The organism is Pseudomonas sp. 5C2 (assembly GCF_034314155.1).
Lineage (GTDB): Bacteria > Pseudomonadota > Gammaproteobacteria > Pseudomonadales > Pseudomonadaceae > Aquipseudomonas.
The window spans coordinates 884,133-910,243 of sequence record NZ_JAVIWH010000002.1 but is presented as its reverse complement, the minus strand read 5'-3'; the positions used below and the strand labels follow the sequence as shown (position 1 = coordinate 910,243).

Annotated in this window: 24 protein-coding genes; 6 read left to right on the top strand and 18 right to left on the bottom strand. The window is 59.5% G+C overall.

The window, feature by feature from the left end:
• Positions 1-34: 34 nt before the first annotated feature.
• The gene (locus tag RGU44_RS04875; RefSeq protein WP_322215910.1) at positions 35-1,516 is read left to right on the top strand and encodes a methyl-accepting chemotaxis protein; all 1,482 of its coding nucleotides are present in this window, start codon (positions 35-37) and stop codon (positions 1,514-1,516) included.
• Between the two features lie 106 nt (positions 1,517-1,622).
• Complete coding sequence (locus RGU44_RS04870) at positions 1,623-1,991, top strand: Mpo1-like protein (protein ID WP_322179503.1); 369 nt, start codon at positions 1,623-1,625, stop codon at positions 1,989-1,991.
• Positions 1,992-2,011: 20 nt separating this feature from the next.
• Here the strand turns inward: RGU44_RS04870 and RGU44_RS04865 are convergent, their stop codons facing one another.
• The 6 genes from RGU44_RS04865 to RGU44_RS04840 form a co-directional block, all read right to left on the bottom strand.
• Positions 2,012-2,809 (bottom strand): thioesterase family protein, encoded by a 798-nt coding sequence (locus RGU44_RS04865; protein WP_322179504.1) that lies wholly within the window; start codon positions 2,807-2,809, stop codon positions 2,012-2,014.
• Between the two features lie 105 nt (positions 2,810-2,914).
• Positions 2,915-3,682 (bottom strand): CHAD domain-containing protein, encoded by a 768-nt coding sequence (locus RGU44_RS04860; RefSeq protein WP_322215908.1) that lies wholly within the window; start codon positions 3,680-3,682, stop codon positions 2,915-2,917.
• 1 nt (position 3,683) lies between these two features.
• Positions 3,684-5,678: a DUF3488 and transglutaminase-like domain-containing protein gene (locus RGU44_RS04855; RefSeq protein ID WP_322215906.1), complete on the bottom strand. Its 1,995-nt coding sequence runs from the start codon at positions 5,676-5,678 to the stop codon at positions 3,684-3,686.
• Positions 5,675-6,658: a DUF58 domain-containing protein gene (locus tag RGU44_RS04850; RefSeq protein WP_322215903.1), complete on the bottom strand. Its 984-nt coding sequence runs from the start codon at positions 6,656-6,658 to the stop codon at positions 5,675-5,677. Before RGU44_RS04850 ends, RGU44_RS04855 begins: the two co-directional genes overlap by 4 nt.
• Complete coding sequence (locus RGU44_RS04845; protein ID WP_322179508.1) at positions 6,628-7,545, bottom strand: AAA family ATPase; 918 nt, start codon at positions 7,543-7,545, stop codon at positions 6,628-6,630. The genes RGU44_RS04850 and RGU44_RS04845 overlap by 31 nt, the downstream gene beginning before the upstream one ends.
• Before the next feature lie 163 nt (positions 7,546-7,708).
• A complete protein-coding gene (locus RGU44_RS04840; protein WP_322179509.1) occupies positions 7,709-7,990 on the bottom strand; it encodes a hypothetical protein in 282 nt (93 codons plus the stop codon).
• 151 nt (positions 7,991-8,141) lie between these two features.
• Here RGU44_RS04840 and RGU44_RS04835 point away from each other — a divergent pair, with 151 nt between their 5' ends.
• Positions 8,142-9,209 carry a patatin-like phospholipase family protein gene (locus RGU44_RS04835; protein WP_322179510.1) on the top strand — a complete coding sequence of 356 codons (1,068 nt, stop codon included), beginning with the start codon at positions 8,142-8,144 and terminating at the stop codon, positions 9,207-9,209.
• 47 nt (positions 9,210-9,256) lie between these two features.
• Here the strand turns inward: RGU44_RS04835 and RGU44_RS04830 are convergent, their stop codons facing one another.
• The 6 genes from RGU44_RS04830 to kdpF are packed head-to-tail and all read right to left on the bottom strand — an operon-like array spanning position 9,257 to position 17,172.
• Complete coding sequence (locus RGU44_RS04830; RefSeq protein WP_322179511.1) at positions 9,257-9,946, bottom strand: response regulator; 690 nt, start codon at positions 9,944-9,946, stop codon at positions 9,257-9,259.
• A gap of 49 nt (positions 9,947-9,995) precedes the next feature.
• Positions 9,996-12,653: a sensor histidine kinase KdpD gene (locus tag RGU44_RS04825; RefSeq protein WP_322215901.1), complete on the bottom strand. Its 2,658-nt coding sequence runs from the start codon at positions 12,651-12,653 to the stop codon at positions 9,996-9,998.
• A 13-nt stretch (positions 12,654-12,666) separates the two neighbouring features.
• Positions 12,667-13,227 (bottom strand): potassium-transporting ATPase subunit KdpC, encoded by a 561-nt coding sequence (gene kdpC, locus RGU44_RS04820; protein ID WP_322179513.1) that lies wholly within the window; start codon positions 13,225-13,227, stop codon positions 12,667-12,669.
• Between the two features lie 60 nt (positions 13,228-13,287).
• On the bottom strand, positions 13,288-15,369 hold the full coding sequence (gene kdpB / locus RGU44_RS04815; RefSeq protein ID WP_322179514.1) for a potassium-transporting ATPase subunit KdpB: 2,082 nt from the start codon (positions 15,367-15,369) through the stop codon (positions 13,288-13,290).
• A 10-nt stretch (positions 15,370-15,379) separates the two neighbouring features.
• Complete coding sequence (gene kdpA / locus RGU44_RS04810; RefSeq protein WP_322215899.1) at positions 15,380-17,074, bottom strand: potassium-transporting ATPase subunit KdpA; 1,695 nt, start codon at positions 17,072-17,074, stop codon at positions 15,380-15,382.
• An 8-nt stretch (positions 17,075-17,082) separates the two neighbouring features.
• On the bottom strand, positions 17,083-17,172 hold the full coding sequence (gene kdpF / locus RGU44_RS04805) for a K(+)-transporting ATPase subunit F (protein ID WP_322179516.1): 90 nt from the start codon (positions 17,170-17,172) through the stop codon (positions 17,083-17,085).
• A 337-nt stretch (positions 17,173-17,509) separates the two neighbouring features.
• Between kdpF and RGU44_RS04800 the strand changes: the two genes are divergently transcribed.
• The 3 genes from RGU44_RS04800 to RGU44_RS04790 all read left to right on the top strand — a co-directional run bounded on the left by RGU44_RS04800 (position 17,510) and on the right by RGU44_RS04790 (position 19,884).
• A complete protein-coding gene (locus RGU44_RS04800; RefSeq protein ID WP_322217746.1) occupies positions 17,510-18,262 on the top strand; it encodes a response regulator in 753 nt (250 codons plus the stop codon).
• Entirely contained in the window at positions 18,259-19,314 is a 1,056-nt protein-coding gene (locus RGU44_RS04795; protein ID WP_322215897.1) for a HAMP domain-containing sensor histidine kinase, read from the top strand. Before RGU44_RS04800 ends, RGU44_RS04795 begins: the two co-directional genes overlap by 4 nt.
• A gap of 126 nt (positions 19,315-19,440) precedes the next feature.
• Entirely contained in the window at positions 19,441-19,884 is a 444-nt protein-coding gene (locus RGU44_RS04790; RefSeq protein WP_322215895.1) for an EF-hand domain-containing protein, read from the top strand.
• A gap of 64 nt (positions 19,885-19,948) precedes the next feature.
• On the opposite strand, the gene RGU44_RS04785 is transcribed toward RGU44_RS04790, so the two are convergent.
• From RGU44_RS04785 to RGU44_RS04760, 6 genes are all read right to left on the bottom strand, one after another.
• The gene (locus tag RGU44_RS04785; protein WP_322215892.1) at positions 19,949-21,010 is read right to left on the bottom strand and encodes an AI-2E family transporter; all 1,062 of its coding nucleotides are present in this window, start codon (positions 21,008-21,010) and stop codon (positions 19,949-19,951) included.
• An 82-nt stretch (positions 21,011-21,092) separates the two neighbouring features.
• Positions 21,093-21,911: a DUF4892 domain-containing protein gene (locus RGU44_RS04780; protein WP_322215890.1), complete on the bottom strand. Its 819-nt coding sequence runs from the start codon at positions 21,909-21,911 to the stop codon at positions 21,093-21,095.
• Positions 21,912-22,038: 127 nt separating this feature from the next.
• Positions 22,039-22,893: an alpha/beta hydrolase gene (locus tag RGU44_RS04775; RefSeq protein ID WP_322215888.1), complete on the bottom strand. Its 855-nt coding sequence runs from the start codon at positions 22,891-22,893 to the stop codon at positions 22,039-22,041.
• Entirely contained in the window at positions 22,890-23,699 is an 810-nt protein-coding gene (locus RGU44_RS04770) for an alpha/beta hydrolase (RefSeq protein WP_322215886.1), read from the bottom strand. Before RGU44_RS04770 ends, RGU44_RS04775 begins: the two co-directional genes overlap by 4 nt.
• Positions 23,700-23,816: 117 nt before the next feature.
• The gene (locus RGU44_RS04765) at positions 23,817-24,260 is read right to left on the bottom strand and encodes a hotdog fold thioesterase (protein WP_322215884.1); all 444 of its coding nucleotides are present in this window, start codon (positions 24,258-24,260) and stop codon (positions 23,817-23,819) included.
• A 51-nt stretch (positions 24,261-24,311) separates the two neighbouring features.
• Positions 24,312-25,979 carry an AMP-binding protein gene (locus tag RGU44_RS04760; protein ID WP_322215882.1) on the bottom strand — a complete coding sequence of 556 codons (1,668 nt, stop codon included), beginning with the start codon at positions 25,977-25,979 and terminating at the stop codon, positions 24,312-24,314.
• Positions 25,980-26,111: the final 132 nt, after the last annotated feature.

Here is a 26,111-nt window from a genome sequence, read left to right as displayed (position 1 = left end):
CATTCATTTCCGCGAATCAAAAAGAAGACCTCTCATGGGCGCCTGGCTTAGCAACATTTCTTTGAAGTACAAGTTCTGGGCCGTGAACGCGGTCGCTTTTATCACCACGCTGATGTTGGTGCAGTACGCCTTGCAGCTTGAGCAACAAGCCCGGGTGGAGGATGCGCAAGGTTCAGCCCAGGCCCAGGCTCACCTGCTCAGTGCCTGGCTTGGCACTCAAGCACTGCCCTCCGGCGCCAATCTGCTGGTCTATACCCAGGGTCAAGCCCCCAGCGTAAAAGGACAACCATTGCCTGAGTTGAGCAATGCCAACGGCTGGGTCGAGTTAAGCCATCAGCCGCTGATAGGCGACGATCCACTGATCGGTGCTCAGGTGGTCACGCGACCCGATGGTCAGAAGCTCGCGGTGCTGGCCTTCGCACCGAGTCTGATGCAAGTACTGGCAGATCGCTTCGCCCAGTACGCCATCGCTGTGTTCATCCTGACACTGGCCATGCTGGGTGCCTCGCAGTTGCTGATCCGCTTTCTGCTCAGCCACCTCAACACCCTCAAGGACGTGATGCTGCACGTAGAAAAAAGCGGCGATCTGTCTGCTCGCGTGCCCCTGATCGGCGAAGATGAAGTGGGCCAGATGGCCAAGGCATTCAATGCCATGCAAGCCGGCTACCAACGCGTGGTCAATACCGTTGCCCAGACTGCGGCACGGCTTGACATAGGTGCGGGACGTCTGGCGGCAGGCATGAGCGAGGTACGCCACGGCATGCTCGGTCAGCAGAGCGAGACTGACCAGGTTGCAACAGCGATCAACGAAATGACCGCCACAGTGTTTCATATCTCTCAACACGCCAATGCTACCCGGGACCAGTCGCAGGCCGCCGATACACTGGCTGGCAGCGGTAGAGAAGTGGTCAATCGTGTACAGCTGTCAATCGCCGGGCTCTCCAACGGGGTGCAGCAGACCGCAGAGATGATCCAGCAACTGGCTCAGGACAGTCAGAAAATCAACGGTGTGGTTAACGTCATCCACAGCATCGCCGAACAAACCAACCTGCTGGCCCTCAACGCAGCCATCGAAGCCGCGCGTGCCGGCGAGATGGGCCGTGGATTTGCGGTAGTCGCCGACGAAGTCCGTAACCTCGCCAAACGGGTGCAGACCTCGACGGATGAAATCACCAGCATGGTCTCCGCCTTACAGGCTGGCACCCGTGACGCGGTGGACTTTATGCAAGAAAGCTCGTTCAAGGCTGATGACTGCGTGCAACAGGCGAAGGAAGCCGGGGAAGCGCTAGAAGCTATCACCGGCGCGGTTGCACAAATGCGCGAAAGCAATACCCAGATCGCCGTGGCAGCCCAGCAGCAAAGCCAAGTGGCAGAAGAAATGAACCGGGCGGTGGTGAGCATTCGCGATGTGACCGAACAAACCGTGCAACAGACCGTCGACTCAGCCACAACCAGCGGCGAGTTGGCCACCCTGGCAGGCGAGCTGAACCGCGCCATCGGCCAGCTCAAGCTTTAGAGCCCACGCCCACGCTATGAGCCTCATAGTCAGGTTTGATTCGCTGACAACCGGGGCGCAGCCTATTCTTCGACCATCTGAACAGTGTTTCGAAGAGGACTGCAGCATGGGCAAGCGACTTCCCAATCTCCGCACGTGGCAATGGCGCGGTTATGCCGATAACCATCGGCACCCGACCAATCTGGCGTTGCATTTGATCGCCGTGCCGCTGTTCATTGTTGCGGCGCTACTGATCGTTGACGGGCTGCTCGGCCTAAGCTTCTCATCGATTGCCATCGGAGTGATCGGTCTGATCGCGGCGCTGGGTTTTCAGCGCCACGGCCATTCACTTGAAGCGCAATCGCCAGAGCCGTTCACTGATCGCAACGATGCGCTCCAGCGTTTGCTGGTCGAGCAGTTCGTGACTTTTCCACGCTTCGTACTCAGCGGCGGCTGGTGGCGAGCCTGGAAAGAACGTCATCGCCACCGTCATTGATGTCAGCGGTTAAAACAAACCTAGCCAAACACAGTGACCGTCTGCCGGCTGATCGCGATCAACTCACCCTGAGGCGACCACAATGCAGAAGCGGTATGCCCGTAGCCATCGCGGGCATGCTCGATCACTGCCCGGTACACACACCACTCCAGCGTGCTAACCACTGGCAGCGGCTGGACGAACTCGATGGTCCAGGTCAGTGAGCTTCCGGGCGCAGGCTTGCTTAAATGCGGCAGTAACGCAGGCGGCCATGTGTCGACCAACGCCAATAGATGCGCTTCAGTCAGGCGCTCCTCTTTGACCTCACCGCGCATACGCACATACCCGCCGATTTCCATCGACGGTGTATTGCTGAAAGGCAAACCACCCAGGCCCCAGCGCATGACCATGAAGCGCAGGTACTCAGGCGTTACCCCCTTAATAAAGGGCAACTCCTGACAGTCTTCCATCGGTTTCAGGGTGGGTGCGGGCAAAGACTGGACTGCAATCGTCGATTCACGGGGCGCGCCGAAGCTGCCTTGAACCAGGGTCATGACCTGACCATTTTGAGATGCACGCCCCAGCACTTGGCTGACCGCCTTGCCTTCACGCAACACTTCCACGTCGAAGCTGATTGGCACACCCGACTCGGCAGGACCGACAAATGTAATCGCCAACGAGCGAATCGGCCGATCCGCCGGGACCTTTGCGCGCATTGCCTCAAACTGCAACGCGGCCATCAACCCGCCAAAACAGGCGCGACCTTGCGACCATTCAGAGGGAATGACCACGGACAAGGGATTATCACGTACGGCGTCAACCAAGCCAGAAAAACTCATGCAGACCTCATGCCTGTAAACGGAAGAAAAACGCTGCATGGATCTTAACCAGCGCGGTGCCAATGCGCAGGGTACATTTACGCCAAACTGCGGCCTGAATTCGACCTAACGACCAAAACATACCTTACCCAAACGCTCCAGCGCCGCATCGGCTTTGCGTTCGGCGCGCACGATCCCCAAATGCCACCCCACCACACACGGTGCCAGATCGTGTTCTTGCTCGGCCCGTGTCAGCCATTGCAGATGGTCGTGCCAAGTGCCCAATTCACCTTGCGCAGCCTTCAGGCTGGCCTGGATTTTTTTGCTGGAATGGCTGAAGTCCGGGTATGCCTCGGCGCCGTAGCGTACGCGCTTGATCAGCAGGCGCAGACGATGGCGATCATGTTCAGGATCATTCATCGCAGCCTTGAGCGTCTTCCATTGCTTGTTCAGTCGCTTTTCGATAAGCGTGTGCAAGCCACGCAATAACTTCTGATGCTGTGACGCGCGAACAAAACGCGGGAATGCTTCCAGCACGCTAAACAGTCGAGCCAGTGCCGGAGAGGTTGCGACGGCGGCATAGGCTTCGCTCAATGAATCGCTACGCTGTTTCGCCGCCTGAATCATGCCCTGTTGATGCAGCCAGGCAGCCAGCACCTCCTTGTCACGCAGCGGCGTGGTCAGCTGCCCCACCTCTTTGGCCGCAGCTTCAAGCTGCTCGACGCCGGGCAGGTCACGCAATGGTCGCAGCAGACTGCGTAAGCGCCGTACGGTGATACGCAGGTCATGCAGCGCCTCACTGTCCGTCTCGGCGGTCAACCGCGCATGACAGGCCATGAGTTTTACCTCAAGGGCCAACACCTGAGCGACAAGACGATCCACCCGTTCAGACATGCTATTGCTCCTCTTCGACTTTTATTGTTGAAAATCGCCACGGCAGACTTCGCCGCAATTGCTTCAATTGTCGCCGCAATGGTGTCAACGACGGCGTCTTGCCAGCATAACGCTGGGCTTCGAATTCGATGACGAAGGCCAGGATAGCCGCAGCTTGCGCCGGAAGCTGCAGGGCCGCCCTCCGGGAAAAATCATGTGCACCCTCTGCTTGCCGACGATGCACACCGTGTCGCGCCAATAATCGCTCAAATGCCTTGAACAATCGGAGTTGCGGGTCGCTTTCGCGCTGCCAGGGTTTGAACAACCACAAGGCCAGTAGCCCTATGATCGCTGCAACACCGCCGAAAAACGCCGCACCGTCGAAGCCTGAAAACCAGCGACTGAGCACCAGTACTTGCTGCTGACCCTGATAACCCAGGACCCAACGCTGCCAGCCATAGTTGAGACTATCCCAACTTAATCGCAGCGAATTGAGCCATGGCAAGTTTCGGTAACGTAGGGTTGAAAAAGGCGAATTTTCGAGAAACGGCTCATCCGCTGCCAAGGCCTGCTCCAGCCCCTGCTCGATCCGTTGCGGGGCGACGGCGGCAGTGGGGTCCACGCTACGCCAACCTATTCCCGGTTGCCAGTATTCAACCCAGGCGTGGGCATCGAACTGGCGCACGCTCAGGTATTGGCCGTCCGGATTAAGTTCACCGCCTTGATAACCGGCCACTACCCGTGCCGGAATCCCTGCCGCGCGCAGGACAAAGGTCATTGCACCCGCGTAATGGCCGCAGAAACCACTGCGGCTGCTGAAGAGAAAGTCATCGATGCTGTCGGCACCCAGCACCGGCGGCTTCAGGGTGTAGTGATAGGGCTCATCGCTGAAATGCGCCATCATCGCGTCGACCAACGTGTCGGCATGCGGATGACGGCGGCTCAAATCTGCAGCCCATTGCCGGGCCTGCGGATTGCCGCGAGGCGGCAGTTGCAGATTTTGGCGTCGGGCGCCTTCGCTCAGCTGTGTTTCGCGAACCGCGTTAGGCCAGGAGCTGACGCCATACAGCAAGGTCTGCTCAATGGGGTGCCGGCGCTGCAAGCGAAAATCGTTCATCTGGCGTACGTCCGCCAGGCGGGTTTCGCCAATGTCCAACGCCAGTAACCAGGGGCGCCCGCTGGGCTCCATGACGATGCTGTAAGTGATCTCGTCCCCCCGCTTTTGCCAATCTGGCGCCTGACTGACCATCGCCCTTCCTGACTGCGACCAGCGTCGACCATCGAACTGCTCCAGACTCAGGCCGCGCCAGTACAGCTGATTATGCGCCGGTATCGGCCCCTCGAAGCTGGCACGAAACACCAACGCCGCCGACCTGCTCAGCTGTGCGATATCACCCGGCGCCATGCTGTCGGACAGGCCTGTGATGCCTTTGTTGCTGGGCTGCGGCAGTGACCACAGCGGTTCCAGGCGGGGGAAGAACAGGAACAGCAACACCATCAACGGCACGGCCTGTAGCAACAGCTTAAGCGCCAGTTTCAGGGTGCGGACCGGTTTACTCGCCAACTCGGCCTGTTGCAGACCAATCAGTGCCGCCAGTAGCGTGCTGACCGTGAGCAATGTGAAGACGGCCCAGAGCAGGCTGTCCTCGAACAGATAGCCCACCACCACGCAAAAAAATCCAAGAAAAATCAGGACCAGCGCATCGCGACGAGTGCGCATTTCGAGCAGTTTTAGAATGAAGGCCGCCATCAGCAACGCAGCACCCGCATCCAGGCCGATCAGGCTGCCTCGTGAGAAAAACACTCCGGCAGCGGTCGCCAGCAACAGCGTGCATTTAACCAGCGTGCCTGGGTACTCGGCACGCATGCGCAAGATCTGCACCCGCCAAAGGCTGCAACCAGCCCACAAACCAATCATCCAGATCGGCAGGTGCGGCAAATACGGAACCATTACCAATGCCTGCGCCACCAACAGCCAGATCAGGCTGGAGCGCGGAATCGGCAGGTTCCGGCTCATGGACGGCTACCAAATAAAGCCAATGCTTGCAGACAGGCCTCGCGGTGCTCATCGCCACTGCCTGGCGCAAGCAGGAAGCCGGGCAGGCGCAATGCAAAAGGTTGACGGCGCTGGGATAACTCCAGCACCCAATAGCAAAGGCGCGACAAGCGCTCTTCGATATCGCCGCCCAAGGCCATGAAGTCCAGACACAAGTCATGACCGCTGACGTCAGTAAAATCCTTGATCAGCAGGCCTTGTCCTCGGGAATAGGCTTTCCAGTGCAGGCGCCGCCGTGAATCGCCCGGTTGATACGTTTTCAAGCCTTGATAATCATCGACGCCGGGGCCTTGCGTTATCTGGCCCAGATCGTCGGCATGGGGTTGCGCTCCTACCAGCAACGGCATGGCGCCGGGCAAGGGCCGTGGATAGATCAATACCGACTGTTGCAGATCCAGCCAGCTCCAGGCGCAAAAAATGCCCAACGGGAAGCCGCTTTCCACCCGCAGCCGGGGCGCGCGCAGCCAACCGCGCGCGACGGCAGGCAGGCCGACCTCAACATCGACCCGCCCGGCGCCAGGTACATCGAATGCCTGCAACTGACTGACATCCCAACCCACGGTAATCGCCTGATGCGGGTGGCCGACACTTTCCAGGCGCAGTCGCAGCAGGAGAGGCTCGCCAACAAACACTGAGCGGGCGGCACCTGAACTGAGGACCAGGCCACTGAGGTTACGATACGTGTGCAGAATGGCCAGCACCGCCACCGACAGCAGGAGGAAGGTCAAACCGTAGGCCAGGCTGTTTTGGTAGTTGATCGCGACCAACAGCATCAGGATCAGCACCAGCGCAAAAATCGCTCCGGCGCGGGTGGGCATGATGAAGATTCGGCGGTGGTTCAGTTCAATACGCGAGGCTGGGGGAATCCGCCGCACCAGCCAGCGCTGCCAAAACGGTTTGAGCTGTTCGATCAAAGCACCGGCACCTCGCGCAATAACCATTGAACCAACGCCCCGCCGCCATGCCCGGTGGGGTCGGAACGTTCGCGTAAACGGTGACTGATCACTGAAGACAGCACCGCCTGAACATCTTCAGGGATCACATAGTCACGACCTGTCAACAAGGCCCAGGCCCGCGCAGCCGCCAGAATCGCCAGACTCGCCCGGGGCGACAGGCCCCAAGCGAACTGTGGCTGGCTGCGGGTGGCGTCTACCAGACGCAGCACATAGTCGACCAGCGCGTCACTGGCGCGCACTTGCCGGGCTTCGGCTTGCAAGGCCGCCAACTCAGTATGGTTGAGAATTGCTTGCAGGCGCGGCAACAGATCACGCCGGGGCTCGCCCTGCAACAAGGCTTTCTCCGCGGCCTTGGCCGGATACCCCAAAGACAGACGCATGAGAAAACGATCCAGTTGCGACTCAGGCAAGGCGAAAGTGCCCCCTTGGCTGAAAGGATTTTGGGTGGCAATGACGATAAACGGGTCGGGCAGCGGCCGCGTCGCACCCTCGATAGTCACCTGCCCCTCCTCCATGGCTTCGAGCAATGCACTCTGGCTTTTGGGCGTGGCCCGATTGATTTCATCTGCCAACACCAGTTCGGCGAAAATCGGCCCTGGATGGAAGGTAAACTGCCCTGTTTCCCGATCAAAGACCGACGTTCCAAGGATGTCACCGGGCAACAGGTCGGACGTGAACTGAATCCGCTGGAAGCTCAGCCCCAGAACCTTGGCCAGGGTTTGGCTAAGGGTGGTCTTGCCCATGCCCGGCAAATCCTCAATGAGCAAATGCCCACCGCCCAACAGACAGGTCAGGGCCAAACGCACCTGAGCTTCCTTGCCCAACACCACTTCATTCACGGCGTTGAGGCACGCATCGAGTTTTCTGACCATCGAAAAGCTTCTCCAGACGACTGTCGTGGCGGTAACGCTGCAATCAATGCCAGATGTGTGGCCACTTTACGGTCAGCCCAGCCTGTTTAACCAGACCCTAAACACAAAAGCCACCGAGTGCGGATAGCGCTCGATGGCTTTGGTAGACAGGTTAGCAGGTCGTTTAGCGACCGGCGCGAGACTCACGAATGTAGAAACGGGCTTTCTCGGCCTTAGTGGCACAGCCTTCGAACGCTTCAAATTGCTGCTGAGTTTTAGCCCCGGTCAACAGCGAAAGCGCCTTGGAGTAGCTGACGGTACCGGCAAAGCCTTCAGCCTTGGCCAAGTCCAGCTCGTGCCAGGCGGCGTCGATCTGGGTCGCGCAGCTGTCGCGATACGCGGTTTTATTACCGGCACAACCTGCGAGAACCAAAGCAATCAATGGTATGCAAATCCAGGCTTTCATCGGTGTTACCTCAAAAATTAAAATCGATTGTGCGGGCTTTGACGGTGCAGACAGTAAAAAGTGCCGCAGGCCAAGCGCTGACAAGGGTAACCCAGTTCCAGACTGATCGCTTCGGGCGTATGGTGGACTTACCGCTAGCAGGAAAAAACACATGAACAAACGAATAGCACTGGTGCTTGGGTCTGGTGGCGCACGCGGTTATGCGCACATCGGGGTGATTGAAGAGCTGGAACGGCGCGGTTACGACATCGCCTGCATAGCGGGTTGCTCCATGGGTGCGGTGGTCGGCGGTATCTACGCCGCCGGCAAACTCAAGGAATACCGTGAATGGATCGAAAGCCTGGATTACCTCGACGTACTGCGCCTGGTGGATGTCAGCTTCCGCCTGGGGGCGATTCGCGGGGAAAAAGTGTTCGGCCAGATTCGTGACATCGTTGGTGAAATCAATATCGAAGACCTGCGAATTCCTTATACCGCCGTCGCCACCGACCTGACCAATCAGCAGGAAATCTGGTTTCAGGAAGGCTGCCTGCACCAGGCCATGCGTGCTTCCGCAGCGATTCCTAGCCTGTTCACACCAGTCATGCAGGGCAATCGGATGCTGGTCGACGGCGGCCTGCTCAATCCGCTGCCCATCGTGCCCGTGGTCTCGAGCCACTGCGACCTGATCGTTGCGGTCAACCTCAACTCGACCAACCAGAAGCACTATCAGCTACCCGTGATCGAACGGGCACCGGCAGTAAAGAAGCGCTTCGACAACCTGATCAACTCGTTGGGGTCGCACCTGCCGTTCCGGCGCAAGCTCGAACCGGCGACGGACCTTGATGTATTGCGACTCGAACAGGACAGCCTCAAATCCAGTTCTGCGACGCTTCCAAACCCCTGGCTGGAAGCCGCCGACCCTCAAGCTCAGCAACCCGCCGCAGCCCCGGAGGCCGAGCCCGCTGCTGGACCGGCACCGAAGTCCGCCAGTGGCTCATTCATCATCGACAACGTTGGCCCTGCTTCTTTGCTGGATCTGATCAACCAGAGTTTCGAGGTCATGCAAACCTCACTGGCCCAGTACAAGATCGCCGGTTACCCGCCCGATATCCTGATCAACGTCCCCAAACGCGTGTGTCGGTTCTTCGAGTTCTACAAAGCACCGGAGTTGATCGCGTTAGGGCGCGAGATCGCTCGGGACACCCTGGATCGGTATGAGCAAGAACGCAATCGTTGAATCAAATGGACCGTGTTGGCGAAAGCGTCCTTGCAGACACCGCAGATTTAACGCTCCCGCAACCGATACCCCACCCCGGCTTCAGTCACGATGAAGCGCGGATCGGTCGGGTCGTCGACCAGTTTCTGGCGCAGATGGCCGACGACAATGCGCAGGTAGTGACTGTCTTCGGTATGGGTTGGACCCCAGATATCCTTGAGTAACTGCTGCTGGGTGATGACTCGCCCTGGATACCGGGCCAGTTGCGCCAGCACCGCGTATTCCTTGCGTGTCAGCCCCACTTCAACACCGTCGAGCAACACCCGCCGATAGGCCAGATCCACTGTCAGTGGCCCGAATATCAGCGCTGCTTCCTGTGCCTCACCGCTGGGCGCCTGACGCAATAACGCACGGACCCGCGCCAGAAACTCTTGAATACCGAACGGTTTAGTCACGTAATCGTTGGCGCCGTTGTCCAGCGCCTGGACTTTCTGTCCCTCACTGGCGCGTACCGACAGCACCAGTACCGGCACTGTCGACCATTCACGAAACGCCCGCAGCACGTCCTGGCCGTCCATGTCCGGCAGACCGAGGTCAAGCACCAGCAGGTCCGGCTTGTTCAATGCAGCCTGGCTCAAGCCTTCGGTACCGGTACTGGCTTCAAGCACTTTGTAGCCTTGCGAGGCCAGGCTGATGCGCAGAAACTTGCGGATCTGCGGCTCATCATCAATCACCAGGATGGTCGAGGTCTGGCTCATGGTTGCCTTGCCGTTTCACAATAAACAACAAGCGTAACCCAAGACGCCATCACCGCGTGTGCTCCATTTCTGCTTCAGGCTGAGTCTGCAGGGGTAGGTGCAAGGTGATACAGGTACCTCGCCCGTCGATGCCATCCGCGACGGTAATCCTTCCGCCATGGGCACCCACCATACCTTGGCAGATCGCCAAGCCCAGACCTGTACCCTGCCCGCCCCGGTCACCCCGCGCTGCGGTGTAGAACATGTCGAAAATCTTCGCCCGTTCGGCTTCGGGAATCCCCGGTCCTTCGTCGCTCACGGAGAAAAATAATTCGTTGTCACTGGCGCCAGCCTCCACCCGCAAACGCCCCTGCGACGGCGAAAAACGTGCGGCGTTTTCCAGCACGTTGACCAGCGCCTGCTCGATCAGCGCGGCGTGCACGAAAAGCAGCGGCAAATCCGCCGGCACGTGAGTGCTGACCTGCAAGGGCGCCAGCACCGTGCGCAAGCGATTGAGGGCGCTGCCGACGATGTCGCCGGGAGACACCCAGTCCCGCGCCAGCTTCAACGCGCCATGGCCCAGGCGCGTCATGTCCAGCAAGTTCTGGATATAACGATCCAGACGCTCGGCCTCGTCGCGGGTGCCTTCAAGCAACTCGCGGCGGTCTTCCAGGGGAATCGCCTCGCCCAATGCCAGCAAACTGTCGATACCGCCGCGCATGGCGGTCAAGGGGGTGCGCAGGTCGTGGGACACCGAGGCCAGCAAAGCACTGCGCAGCTGTTCGGTTTCACCGTGCAGACGTGCGGCCTCCAGCTCTTCAGCCAGTTGCGCCCGAGCCAGCGCCTGCGCCAGTGGTTGGCTGAGCGCGGTCAGCAGGCGCCGACGCTGGTCGGTAAATGGTTGCCCCTCACGCGGGCAAACACCGAGCAATGCCAAGGGCCCCTCTTCCATCGACAGCGGCCACCACCACCAACGACCCAGCGGTAAAGTGCCCGTACCCAACCCCGCGGGCTGATCGTGTTGCCACGCCCAGTCCGCTGCAGCACGTTCGGTTTCAGAAAGCTGTAAGGGGCTGCCGACTTCGACCTTCCAGCCGTTATGCCCGTCTCGATTGAGCAGGCACACCTGTAGCTCTTTCCAGCCATTCAGATGTTGCTCGGCAGCACTCAATACCGCCTGACGATCAGTGGCGGCCGTGAGTTTGCGCGACAAGTCGAGCAATTCGCTGGTTTCCTCCTGAGTGTCGCGCAAGGCCTCCAACTGCCGACGCTGCCGAGCAGCCAGGTTGCCGGTCAAGGCTGCCATCAACAGAAAAAACAACAGCGTCAGCACATCTTCTTCACGCTGGATGCTGAACGAGAATATAGGAGGGATGAAGAGGAAGTCGTAGGCCAGAAACGACAGCGCCGCACAGGCCAGCGCCGGACCGAGACTGCTACGCACCGCCACCAACAACACCGCCGCGAGGAATACCAGGGAGATGTTCGGCAGCGCCAGCACACTTGCCACTCCCCAAGCCAAGGCAGTGGCCAGAACCGTGGCAATCAATGCCAGACCATAATCGAACCAGACGACTGCGCGGGTCGAATGCGAGCGCGGCTGATCTGGCTGAGCTTCACTGTCGAGCACATTGATTTCAAGGCCATGGGCATCGCGCAGCAAGCGTGCCGCCAGACCACCGCCAAACAGCCGTCTGCGCAAACATAGACGCGATTGACCCACCAGCACCAGGCTTGCGCGCCGCTCGGCTGCATGTTGGATCAGGGTTTTTGCCACTTCACCCGCGCGCAGCAACACCACTTCGCCGCCAAGGCGCTCTGCAAGCTGTTGGGCGTTTTGCAGGCGCATCCGGGCCTGTTCATTGATGACCTTGCCGTTATCGACATGCACCAGACTCCAGGGCAGATGCCGACGTTGCGCCACCCGACTGGCATGTCGCACCAGACGCTCGGCCTGGGCATCACCGTCGATACCCACCAGCAATCGACCGCGTACTGCGGGCGCGGCCTGACCCAACTGACGGTAACCCAAGGCTAGATCATCATCGACCTGAGCCGCTGCGGTCTGCATCGCCAACTCGCGCAACGCCGTCAGGTTGGTCTGGGTGAAATACGCATCAATGGCTGCCCTGGCCTGCTCTGGCACATAAACCTTGCCGTCACGCAACCGCTCCAGCAGCTCACGCGGAGGCAGGTCGATCAGCACCAGCTCATAGGCTTCCTGCAACACCCAGTCGGGCAAGGTTTCGCGGACCTGCACCCCGGTGATACCGCGCACCTGATCATTGAGGCTTTCCAGATGCTGGACGTTAACGGTGGTGTAGACATTGATCCCCGCCGCGAGCAATTCCTGAATGTCTTGCCAACGCTTGGTGTGGCGGCTGCCGGGTGCATTGCTATGGGCCAGTTCGTCGACCAGCACCAGTGTCGGTGCGGCCTTGAGCAGGCCATCCAGGTCCATTTCTTCCAGTGTGACGCCACGGTATTCCGAGCGCACCATTGGTTGTTGTGGCAAACCGCTGAGCAACGCTTCGGTTTCGGCCCGGCCATGGGTTTCCACCACGCCCGCCACGACCTGCACGCCCTGGTGCAACTGCGCATGGGCCGCCTGGAGCATGGCGTAAGTTTTGCCCACCCCCGGCGCGGCGCCGAGAAATACCTTGAGCCGCCCGCGACCTTCTCGGGGCAGATCGGCTAATAGTGCATCGGCTCGACCAGCGTTACTCATAGTTGCTCTCGCATCACAATTGCGCAGAAGGTAACTCATTCAAGGTTTGATTCAAGGTCAACACGTTTACCACGGGTGGGCCAATCAGTGGCCGATAGGTGTTTTCATTCACCAGTCGTTGCACCGTTGTCGTCGACAGATTACGCGCAGCGGCAACGCGCGCTACCTGATAGGCCACGGCTTCGGGCGGCAAGTGTGGGTCCAGGCCGCTGCCCGAGGTCGTCAGCAAGGCCAAAGGTACCGCGCCTTGCCCGGGAACCACCTCATTGGCGACGTCCGCCGCGACCCGCGCGGCGAGCGCCGGGTTGCTCGGCGACAGGTTGCTGGCACTGCTCGATACCGTGGCAAAGGCCCCGGCAGAGGGACGTGAGTGGAACCAGCCATCACCGGTAAAATTCTGCGAGATCAGCTCAGAACCACGCACGGTACCATGGGTGTCGCGTAACAGGCTGCCATTGGCTTGAACAGGGAACGCCACTTGGGCAATCCCGGTGACCACCAGCGGGTACGCCACGCCGGTGATCAAGGTCATTAAAACGATCAGGCTCAGGGCCGGACGCAATACAGTCGACATCATCGAATCCTCAATCAGTGTGAACGCCGCCCCCTGTCGAGCACGGCGAAGGTAACTCGCTTAAACCAGATGCAACCCGGTGAGCAACATGTCGATCAGCTTGATCCCCACGAACGGCACAACAATCCCGCCCAGGCCATAGATCAACAAGTTGCGGCGCAACAGATGAGCCGCACTGGCTGCCTGCACACGCACGCCACGTAGCGCCAGCGGGATCAGCACCACGATGATCAACGCGTTGAATACAATGGCCGAGAGAATGGCGCTCTGCGGACTGGCCAGGTGCATGACATTGAGCACCCCCAACTGCGGGTAGATCGAAGCGAACAACGCAGGCAGGATCGCGAAGTACTTGGCCACGTCGTTGGCAATAGAGAAGGTGGTCAAGGCGCCGCGTGTCACCAGCAATTCCTTGCCGATCTGCACCACATCCAGCAGTTTGGTCGGGTCGCTGTCGAGGTCGACCATGTTCGCCGCCTCACGCGCCGCCTGAGTGCCATCGTTCATCGCCATGCCAACGTCAGCCTGTGCCAAGGCAGGGGCATCGTTGGCACCGTCGCCACACATTGCGACCAAACGACCGTCGTTCTGCTCCAGACGAATGCGCTCCAGCTTTTTCTCTGGGGTCGCTTCGGCCAGAACGTCATCGACCCCGGCTTCAGCGGCAATCGCGGCTGCGGTCAATGGGTTGTCGCCTGTCACCATGACCGTGCGAATCCCCAGCTTGCGCAATTCGGCGAACCGCTCACGGATGCCTGGTTTGACAACGTCCTTGAGGTGGATCACGCCCAGCAACTTGCCGTCCACGCACACCAGGAGCGGCGTGCCCCCGGTTTTGGCGATCTTTTCGACTTCCCGGACCAGCGCTGGCATCAGGTCCGTGCGTTTGACATCAATGAATGCCAACAGCGAATCCACCGCGCCTTTACGATAAACCCGGCCTTGATAGTCGACCCCGGACAAGCGGGTTTCAGCGCTGAACGCTACCGGTGTCAGCGTCGCGACATTGGGTTCGACCATCGGGTGCAGCTCACGCAGGTATTCGACAATCGACTTGCCTTCAGCCGTATCATCCGCCAGCGAGGCCAACAACGCGCCCTCACCCAACTCCTTGGCGCTGACACCCGGCGCGGGGTGTATCGCGGTGCAGCGGCGGTTGCCGAAAGTGATGGTGCCGGTCTTGTCCAGCAGCAACACGTGCACGTCACCGGCGGCTTCCACTGCACGACCGGATTTGGCGATGACATTGAGCCTGACCAGACGGTCCATCCCGGCAATACCAATGGCCGACAACAAGCCACCGATGGTGGTCGGAATCAAGGTCACCAGCAGCGCCACCAAAAACACCAGCGGTAAACTACCGCCTGCGAAGTGGGCGAATGGCTGCAACGTCACCACCACCAGCAAGAAGATCAGGGTCAAGCCGATCAGCAGAATATCCAGCGCAATTTCGTTGGGGGTTTTCTGCCGTTTGGCACCTTCCACCAGCGCAATCATTCGATCCAGAGTGGACTCGCCTGGGTTGGCGGTGATACGCACCAACAACCAGTCGGACACCAGCCGGGTATTGCCGGTGACCGCTGAACGATCGCCGCCCGACTCGCGAATCACCGGTGCGGATTCGCCCGTAATCGCTGCCTCGTTGACGGCGGCTATACCTTCGATGACCTCCCCGTCACCGGGGATCATCTCGCCCACTTCGACGCGGACCACATCGCCTTTACGCAGGCGGCTGGCTTCGACCATGCGGAAGGTTCCGCCATCATCCTTGAGCCGTGCCTTGAGGCCTTCGCTACCGGCCTTAAGGCTATCGGCGCGGGCCTTGCCACGACCTTCGGCCAGCGCTTCCGCAAAGTTGGCGAACAGTACGGTGAACCACAACCAGATAGCGATTTGCACCGCTACCGAGGTCGGCACCTGAGGATCAGGCACCAGGCACAGAAAGGTCGTCAAGATGGCAGTCAGTTCGACCACCAGCATGACGGGCGCACGCTGCAACTGGCGTGGATCAAGCTTGACGAACGCTTGCACCAGTGCCGGGCGCCATAACGCCGATAGCGTGACACTTTTGCTGGCATGCGCTGTGTGTTCAGCCACGGGTTGTTTTTCAGCGATTTTGGTTACTTGCGTTGGCATATTCATGATCTGTTCCTCAGAAGCCCATGCTCAGGTGTTCGGCAATCGGCCCCAGCGCCAATGTCGGCAAGAAGTTCAAGCCACCAATCAACAAAATGGTCATCGTCAACAGGGTGACGAATAACGTGCCATGGGTCGGGAAGCTATTCAGGCCCAAGGGTGCGGTCTTTTTCGCCGCCAGGCTGCCAGCCAGCGCCAGCACCGGCAGAATGTAACCAAAGCGACCGAGGAACATCGACAGGCTGAGCATCAAGTTATGGAACAAGGTGTTCGCGCTGTACCCGGCGAACGCCGAACCGTTGTTGGCGGTGGCTGAGGTGTAGGCATACAACAACTGACTGAAACCATGTGGACCCGGATTACTGACCGCCGCCATCGGTCCCGGCAAGCTCGCGGCCAAAGCGCCGAATACCAGCACACCAACGGGCATCACCAGCAAGGTCGCGACCAGTAGCTGAACTTCCCTGGCTTGTAGCTTTTTGCCCAGGTACTCAGGGGTGCGTCCGATCATCAGACCGGCAAGGAATACCGCGATCAATACATTGAGGAGCATGCCGTAGAGACCCGCGCCAACCCCGCCGAAGATCACTTCGCCGACCATCATGTTGACCAGCGCCACCATGCCGGTCAGCGGGTTGAGGCTATCGTGCATCGCGTTGACCGAACCATTGGACGCAGCGGTGGTGGTCGCGGTCCAGAGCACGCTGCCGGTGGTACCGAAACGGCTTTCCTTGCCTTCCATCGGTGCGGTTTGCTCGACCGACGCGATATTCAGGGTCGGGTTCGGTTGATACTCGGCCCACATCGCCGTCGCGCCACCGACCAGAAACAGGGTCAGCATGCACGCCATGATGGCCTTGCTTTGACGCATGTCTTTGACGTAGTTACCGAAGGTGAACACCAGCGCCACCGGAATCAGAATGATTGATACCAGCTCGAACAGGTTGCTCCAGGCTGTCGGGTTCTCGAACGGATGCGCCGAGTTGACCCCGAAGAAACCACCACCGTTGGTGCCCAGTTGCTTGATCGCGATCTGGCTGGCCGCCGGCCCCAACGGGATGCTCTGATTGGCGCCTTGCAGGGTCACCGCGTCCACGTAATGAGCGAAGGTTTGCGGAACGCCCTGCCAGACCAGAAACAAGGCCAGCACCAGACACAACGGCAGCAGCCCGTAGAGGGTGGCGCGGGTCATATCGGCCCAGAAGTTACCCAGATTTTGCGTCGAACGACGGCTGATGCCACGGCAAAATGCAATCAGCACCGCGATGCCGGTGGCGGCACTGACGAAGTTCTGCACAGTCAGGCCAGCCATCTGACTCAAGTAGCTGAGCGAGGCTTCACCGCTGTAGTTCTGCCAGTTGGTGTTGGTGACAAAACTCATTGCTGTGTTGAACGCCAGCGACCACTCCATTCCCGGTAGTTGCTGCGGGTTGAGCGGCAGAGCGCCCTGGAACAGCAGAATCGCGAACAACAGGACGAAACCCGCCAGGTTGAAGGCGAGCAAGGCCAACGTGTAGTTTTTCCAACTCTGTTCGGTCTGCGGATCAACCCCGGACAGGCGATAACAGACGCGCTCGACCGGACCCAATACCGGGGTCAAGAAAGTTCGTTCCCCTTCCATGACCCGGTAGTAATAACGTCCTAGCCATGGCGCCGGCAGCAGCACCAGCGCAAAAAAAGCCAGGATCAGTAGATAGTCATAACTGTGCATGGCTGCTCCTAATTCCGGTTAGCGCGTAACAGCGCCACCAGTAAGTAAATGAACAGCCCTGCCGCCAACAGCAGTGACACCCCGTCCAGAACGCTCATGGAAATTCTCCGTCGTACGGCAACTGCCGCGTGTCAGCCATTGTCCGCAGGGAGGGTGTAAAGGAACGAGATCGACGAACCCGGATGGGCATAAAGAAAGCGTAAACAATGGGATTTACAGGGGGGGGCCTCAGGAGGACCGGGGGATATCCTTCGCGAAGATGCCATCACCGCTACAACAGTCAGGCTTTGTATCCAACCCGATACATTCCAGACAACCGCCGGACACTCGGACACAACAGCCTTCCGCCCCGCGCGCCAGCGAAGTAGCATGGCGGGCAGCGTTGTTCTTCAATCGCGGCCAGTGATGGCAGCCACCTCAGGCGACAGTCGTACCATGCAAGCAGTCAGCCCTATCAGTATCGACAACGCTCCGACCGATGAACGCCGCTGGAATACCCGCGCCCTGATCGTTGACGACGATGTGCCCATACGCGAACTTCTTTGCGATTACCTGGCCCGTTTCAACATCCACTGCCGCGGCGTGACCGATGGCAGCGCCATGCGCCAGGCGCTCGGCGAAGAGACCTTCGACGTGGTTGTACTGGATCTGATGCTGCCCGGTGAAGACGGCCTATCGCTGTGCCGCTGGCTACGCGGTACATCGGACATTCCTATTTTGATGCTGACCGCCCGTTGCGAGCCCACCGACCGCATCATTGGTCTGGAACTGGGTGCCGACGACTACATGGCCAAGCCTTTCGAACCCCGCGAGCTGGTGGCACGCATCCAGACTGTGTTGCGCCGGGTGCGCGACGACCGAAGCGAGCCGCGCAACACCATCCGTTTCGACGCCTGGCGCCTGAACAGCGTAATGCGCCAATTGACCGCGCCCGATGGCTTGGTGGTGCCACTGTCCAACGCCGAGTTCCGCCTGCTGCGCGTGTTTCTTGAACGCCCACGGCGCGTGCTCAATCGTGAGCAATTGCTGGATGCAGCACGCGGCCGGACCATAGAAGCCTTCGACCGCAGCATCGATTTACTGGTATCGCGCCTGCGACAGAAGCTCGGAGATGACCCGAGAGCACCGCAACTGATCAAAACTGTACGCGGCGAAGGTTATCTGTTCGACGCCAGGGACATCGGTTGATCCGCTCGGCCGACACACTGTTCGCCCGTCTATTCGGCGGGGCGTTGGTCGCGATCCTGTTGGCGCATGTGCTGGCATTCATGTGGTTCATGCATTACGGACCACCCCCGCCGCCTCCCCTTATGCCGGACGCATTCGGTCAGCCGCCTCCCGGCTTCGACGCTTCACACCCCCCCATGCAGCGCCCACCAGGAAGGCCGCCCTTGTTCGGGGGCCCCGTCGTGCCGCTGATATTTCAATTAATCACCTTGGTCGCCGCCGCCTGGTACGGAGCAAAAGCCCTCAGCCGACCGATCCAGCGCATGAGTGAGGCGGCCGAGCGCTTGAGCGAGAACCTCGACAGCCAACCGTTGGAAGTCAGCGGCCCACGTGAGGCGCGTCAGGCGGCGCAGACGTTCAACTTGATGCAGCAGCGCATCCGCGAACAGGTCCAGCAACGCGGACGTATGCTCGCTGCCATGTCTCATGACCTGCGCACGCCACTGTCGCGCCTGAAACTGCGCCTCGAACAGATCGACGAACCGAAGCTGCATGGGCAAATGAGCCAGGACCTGGACGACATGATCGGCATGCTCGATGCCACCCTGACCTACTTGCACGAACAGCGTAATAGCGAGGCGTTGCAGCTTTTCGATGTGCAGGCACTGGTCGAATCCCTGACCGAAAACGCCCAGGATCAGGGCGATGACGTGCACAGCAGCGGTCAGTGCAAACCGTTCATGGCGCAGCCAATGGCGTTGCGTTCATGCCTGGGTAACCTGATCGATAATGCCCTGCGCTATGCGGGGCACGCGCATGTCGACATTCAGGATCACCCACAACGGGTGCAACTGCGGATCAGCGATCAAGGGCCCGGGATCGCTGCAGTCCTGCGTGAGGCGGTATTCGAACCGTTCTATCGCGTCGAAGGCTCACGTAATCGTAACTCCGGCGGCATCGGTATGGGCATGACCATTGCCCGAGAAGCCGCCCGGCGCATGGGCGGCGACCTGCACCTGGAAGAAACTCTGGGAGGCGGCCTGACCGTCGTCCTTGACCTGCCTCGCCTGTAAAATCCGACGCTGCGACTGTGCGTGTCAGCCTCGACACCAAGCCCACATACCCCTGACACTTGACGCCCCGAGGCTTCATAAGCCGGTGCACTGCCACCAGCCCAAACAACCTGTGGAGTCAAGCCGATGATCAGTGGCGTCAGTAACAGTTATTCGAGCTATACAAGCTCAAGCTCGAGCACAACGGCCAGCGCGAGCAGCAAGAAGTTTCAGGAGGAATTGCTGGCCAAACTGGACACTAACGGTGATGGCAGTATCAGTAAGGATGAACTGACCAGCGCGCTGGACACCGCCAGCACCAATAGCAGCACAAACAGCACAACGGGTTCTTCCGCCAGTACCAGTACGTCTGATGCCAGCACGCTGTTCAGTAACCTCGATACCGACAGCAGTGGCAGTGTCAGCCTCAACGAACTGTCCTCTGCGCTGGGCACTGACACCACAGGGCAAAGCGCCAACGCCAAAACGGCCGCTGCCGAAGCGTTGAGCAAGATGGTCGCTGCGCTGAGCCAGCGTTATGAAACAGACGGCAGCAAGCCCATTGGCAAACACCTGAACGTCGCAGCCTGATAACCAAACCCGTCGCGAAGGCTGTGTTTCGCGGCGGGTTTGGTTACGACTTGTGCAACACGGGTTATGGGGTACTTGGCGTATCAGGCCTTTTGTCTTTCGAGGCAGTCCAGTCGATCAACAGGCTGTACGCTACCGCTAGCAAAGTCGGGCCGATGAACAGGCCGATGAAACCAAATGCCAGCAGACCGCCAAACACCCCAAGCAGAACGATCACCAACGGCAGGTTGCAACCCCGACTGATCAGGTAGGGTTTGAGTACGTTATCAACACCACTGATGATGAACGTGCCCCAGATGCCGAGAAAAATCGCCATGCCGTATTCGCCCTTCCAGGCCAGCCAGGCAGTGGCGGGAATCCATACCAACGGCGGGCCCATGGGCACCAGACTGAGCAGAAACGTGACAACGCTTAATACCAGCGCACCCGGAATGCCGGCTATCAGAAAGCCGATTAGCGCCAAAACCGCCTGCGCCGCTGCGGTGCCGATCACGCCATTGACCACCCGTTGCACGGTACCCGCCACCAGGTCCAGATAGTAACTGGCACGCTCGCCGATCAAGCGTTCAAGCAGGCTCAAGACGAATGCCGCCAGTCTCGGACCATCGCGATAGAAGAAGAACACGAACACCAGACTCAAGGTCAGGTCGAGAATCCCGCCACCGATCTGCGCGCTACGAGCCAGCAGCCAGTTGCCGACTTGACCCAAGTAGGGCTTGATCGCGGCCATCGCCGCAGCGCCCTGCTCATCGATCGTGTTCCAGAACCTCACCAGCCGCTCGCCCACGAGCGGTACGCCTGACAGCCATGCAGGCGGCGCAGGCAGGCCGTCGACCTGCACGTCCTTGATGAAGAGCGTCACGTCACGGATGTGGTCCGCCAGGTTGAACCCTAGCCACACCAACGGCAATGCCACCAACAGCATCCAGATCAAGGTCAGCAGCCCCGCCGCCAACGCTTCACGGCCATTGAGCCAGCGCGTTACCAGGCGCATCAACGGCCAACTGGCGAAGGCCAGCACCGCCCCCCAGAACAGCGCCGACCAGAATGGCGCCATCACCCAGAAACTGGCACCGAACAGCGCCAGGAGCAGGAGCTGCACCAACAGGCGATCATTATTGGGCATCGGGTTATCTCGAAAAAACGAATGATGAGAGCATAACGGCGAACCCCTGCAGCGCCAGTACTCGGCCGGTGAGCGCGTGATTCTAGCGAATAAGTTCGACGAACAGCCCCGGCTTCTCGCCGCTGCCAGCCTCAATCCGCGCGGCACGTACGCCCTTGGCAATCAATGCCTGACGCCAGGCCTCGGCATCTGCCCCGGACACGGTGACGCGCAGGTTGCCATCCAGGTTGAGCCCACGCGAGAGCAGGGTCGCCCAAACATCCTGCGGCTCACCGGTAAGTTTGGGAAGACTCAGCACACCGGTACTCTTGAGTTGACGCAACAAGGTTGCCGAGGTCGGCAACACGTCGCCCAAAGGTGCTGCTGCGCTGAACTGCTCGACATGCAGGTACGCTCGACGGTTGCCGCGAGTGATGCTGTACAAGGCCACCAACGTATCGTTTTTCGGCGCAGCCAGACGCAACAGCAAATAAGCTTGCTGCTCATCGGCACCATACAATTTAGAGTTACCAAACACTTCATTGGCCCACAGACTGCTTTCCCCACAATCACGGGCCTGGCACCAGAACAACAGCTCGGCGCCCTGCTTCTGCAGGGCTTCACGGGCGGCTGTGAAGGCTTCATCAGAGGTGTGTTCAGCAGGCAGTTGGTAGGTCACCGAGGTGACATTGCCCCGCGCGCCGATCTGGCCGTCGAAGCGTAACTGGCCGCTGATCTTGCGGATCGAACCCAACGGGTAGATTCGCTCCAGCTCCGTGACGGGCCGATAGTCGACGATTTCAGCATCTGCCAAACGCGGCACCCCCTCGAGATCGTGGCTGCCAGGCACGTCGGCGGCGCAGGCTATCGCGCTGAGCAGCGAGCCGCAGATCGACACGCCAAGAACACGGGATAAGCGCATACGTGTTCTCATCGGATCGCCAAAGTTGGGGCAGTGTTAATCGTCTTGCATGTGCCAGCGATAGGTAGGTCCATCAACGTTATCTCCCATTTCAATCCGCCCAGCCTCGGCAGTTGCCTGCTGCAAGTCAAGGAACGGCATAAAAGCGATTGAAACAGTCTGCAACAGCGCGCGCGCCCTCCTCGTCATTCAAATGCAAATGATGGCCGCCAGGCAAGGTCGTGGTCTCGAAAGTCAGCTGTGACAGCAGTTCGCTGTGCTGGACCAACATGCCCTGCCCAGCCACCACCAGATGGGTTGGGCAACTGACACGTTTGACGAACGCCATGGCCTGCTCACGAGTCAAACGCATAGGAGAGGCCAGCGTCAGCCGGCTATCACTGCGCCAGGTGTACCCTCCCGGCACTGGCATCAACCCTCGTTGAGCCAGCAGTTCTGCCGCTTCACGACTGACGGCAACCAGCCCTTTCATCCGCGCCTCGACGGCTCGTTCCAGATCGCTGTAGACAGGTTTGCGCTTATTCGACAGGTTCAGTTGTGCTTGCAGGGCCATGCCCAACCGCTCGGCCGCATGACTGGCTTCGCCGGTTGGTGGGATAACCCCATCGATCAGTGCCAGACGGGTCACACGCTCAGGCAGCGCACCCGCCAACACCACCGAGATAATCGCACCCAATGAATGCCCAAGCAGGGAAAAGCGCTTCCAGCCCAGTTGCTCAGCGACGTGCAGCACGTCATGCACATAGTCCCACAGGGTATAACCGGAACCCACCGGACGATGATCGGAGTGACCATGCCCAGCCAGATCCAGAGCCACGATACGCAAGCCTTTGAGCTGCGGTGCCAAGCGGGCAAAACTGTTGGCGTTGTCCAGCCAACCATGCAAAGCGATCACCGGCTGACCGTCTTCAGGCCCGAACAGGTGCGCGGCCAATTCAATATGCGGCAGGCTCAGGCGGACTTCTTCGACGGGCATGCTCATGCGCACGCCTGCTCGGCGCAACGCGCATCCCAGCGAGCGAACAAGGTCTTGAGCAGCGCTGCAGTGTCTTGTGGACGTTCGAGCGGGAACATATGCCCACCGGGCATGGACAGGTATTCGCCTTGCGGCATACGTTTCACCGAATGGGCGTGGTGACGCATGACCACCCGACTGCGTAGCCCTCGCACCACCGCCAGTGGCACTTTCAACTGCTGCGCCCGACCGGGACTCGTGTGAGGCACGCTGCGGTAAATGCTGATTTCAGTCGCTGGGTCGAAACGCAGGCGCAACTGATCGCCGTCCTGTTGCAAACCATGCTGCAGGTAGGCCTCTAAACATTCGGGATCGAAGCCGCGAAACAAGGTCTTGCCGGCGAAATACGTGCGGGCAGCATTCAGGTCAGCGAAGGCCTCCCGGCGGCCCAGGGTGCGACCGGCCGGGGTGATGCGATCAATGAAACCAAAGCGTTTGGCGGCGCGAATCATCCACTGGTCAACCCACGTCAGCACCGGAGAATCGAGCATCACCACCCCGCGATACAGCTCAGGACAGCGCAACGCTGCGTGAAAGTGCAGCACACCTCCCAACGAGTGTCCTACGCCCCACACAGGTTCAGGTTGCTGGCGCAGGTGATGAATCAGCTCGTCGACCAGATTCAGCCAGTTGTCGTTCACCGGGAAGCGTGGATCGTGAGCGTGCTGCTCCAGATGTGCGACGGCATAATCCGGCGCCAGTGCGTCGAACAATTTGCCATACGTAGCCGACGGAAACCCGTTAGCGTGAGCGAAAAACACCTGTTGCGACATGCCAATACGTCCAAAAACAAAAACCAACGGCGATTGTGCGCATCCATCGTCGACACAGCAATGACTGTAACTGCCAGGAAGGGTGACACTTGAGCCAGAATGATGATCCGTTTGCTATCAGCGCGCCGGCGGCTGTTCACCTACCGGTACAACAGCCATGGTCAGACGGGAAACACAGCTGACCTTGCCTTCATCGCTGGTCAGACGGATGTCCCAGACGTGAGTGGTGCGGCCGATATGCACTGGCCGCGCGACTGCGGTGACACGACCATTGCGCAAACCACGCAGGTGGTTTGCGTTGACCTCCAGCCCCACGCAAAAGAATTTTCCGGGATCAATACACAAGTAACTGGCCATGGAGCCCACGGTTTCAGCCAGTACCACCGACGCCCCGCCGTGTAACAGGCCGTAGGGTTGATGAGTACGGTGGTCGATGACCATGCTCGCGGTCAGAGAGCTCTCGTCGAATGCCTCGAAACGAATGTCCAGCACTTCACCAATGGTATTTTTCTGCAGCGCGTTGAGTTGGTCTATATCGGGAGTTTTAAGCCATACGCTCATGTTCAATCCTTTTAAGTGGCGCTCGCATGACGAACGCCAGACATAAATGGGTCACTCTTGCCACAGCACAACCTCGGACCGATCGCTCCATTCCTGGAAGCGGGCGCCATAGGTCGACTCGATGACCGCACGTTTTATTTTCAAGGTCGGCGTAAGAAAGCCATTCTCGACCGCCCAACTATCTTTCACGACGATCAGCCTGCGCAAGCGCTCATGTTTGTCGAGAGCAGCATTGACCTCTTCAAGCAGCACTTCCAGGCTCTCATGCAATGCGCTACGGGCGCCGCTGGCTGCATCTTGCAGACCTGTTGCGGATAACACGCACAACACCAGCGGCGCACTCAAACCGTCGCCGACCACACACACTTGTTCGATGCGAGTGTGCACGGCCAGACGGTTTTCGATGGGTGCCGGCGCGACGTACTTGCCTTTACTGGTTTTGAAAATCTCTTTCAGGCGGCCTGTCAGACGTAAATAACCGTCGGCGTCCTGCTCGCCTTTGTCCCCCGTGCGCAAAAAGCCATCCTCGGTGATGGTTTCGGCAGTCTTGAACGGTTCCTTGAAATAACCCTGCATGGTCGCTCCGCTGCGCACCTGTACTTCGCCGCTCGGATCAATCCGGACCTCGACTTGAGGACAGGGCTGGCCGATCCAGCCAATTTTCTGCTTACCCGGCAGGCTGATGTGCGAATAACCGCAATTTTCAGTCATGCCGTAGACCTCCAGCACCTCCAGGCCCAAGCGCCGGTACCAGTTCATCAACGCCTCGGGGATAGGTGCGGCGCCGGACAATGCGATGCGCAGCGCATCCAGCCCCAACCCGGCCAGCACTCTGCGGCCCACGATTTTGCCGATGATCGGCAAGCGCAGGAGCGCGTCGAGGCGAGCGGCGGACATCTTGTCGTAGACCCCCATCTGGAACTTGGTCCAGATACGGGGCACACCGAACATTGCAGTGGGCCGGGCGCGCTTGAGATCGACCAGAAAGGTGTCCAGACTCTCAGCGAAAAACACCGTTTGCCCCGTATAGATTGACGCCATCTCGACGAACATCCGCTCTGCCACGTGGCATAACGGCAAGTAGGACAGCAGCCGATCCTGCTCCCCTAACTGGAATAGGCCGACCCCGTGGCTGGCGGCGAACGCCAAACCACCGAAGGTATGCATTACGCCCTTGGGCAGCCCGGTGGTGCCGGACGTGTAGATGATGGTTGCCAATTGCTCTGACGAGGGCGACGGGTTGTCCTGAATCGGCGCACAGGCCTGCAGCTCGGACCAGTTGAAGTCGAAGTCGGCCGTCGGGCAAATAGGCAAGGCAACAGTAGGCAAGCCGGGCCTGACGCCGCCAGCCATGCTCGCCCAATCATCGAGCTTGCCGACAAACACCAGTGCCGCTTCGGAATGCTCCAGCACTTGAGCAACGGATTCAGATGTCAGATTGGGATACAACGGCACCGATACATGGCCAGCCATCCAGATCGCCAGGTCGGCAATGATCCAGTGGGCGCAGTTCTTGGAAATGATCGCAATATGGCTGCCTTGGGGCAATTCACGTCGGCGCAGCCAGTGTGCCGCGCGCCGGGCCTGATCTCCGACATCAGACCAGCTCAACGTCTGCACGTGGCCGCCTGCCAATGGCTGGACCATATAGCGTTTGTTCGGATGACGGGCTTCGCGTTCGTAGAATACGTCGAGAGGCAAACGAATAGCGCCAGACATGCGACTTGCTCCTGGTTTTTTATTTCCGGGAAGCGTAGCTGACCAAACACTTGCTTGGTAGTAATTTCAAAATCAAGTGCAGTGCGGTCGAGTGCCGAGATCAGCTCGGTCAAACAATTGGTGTCTGTGCGG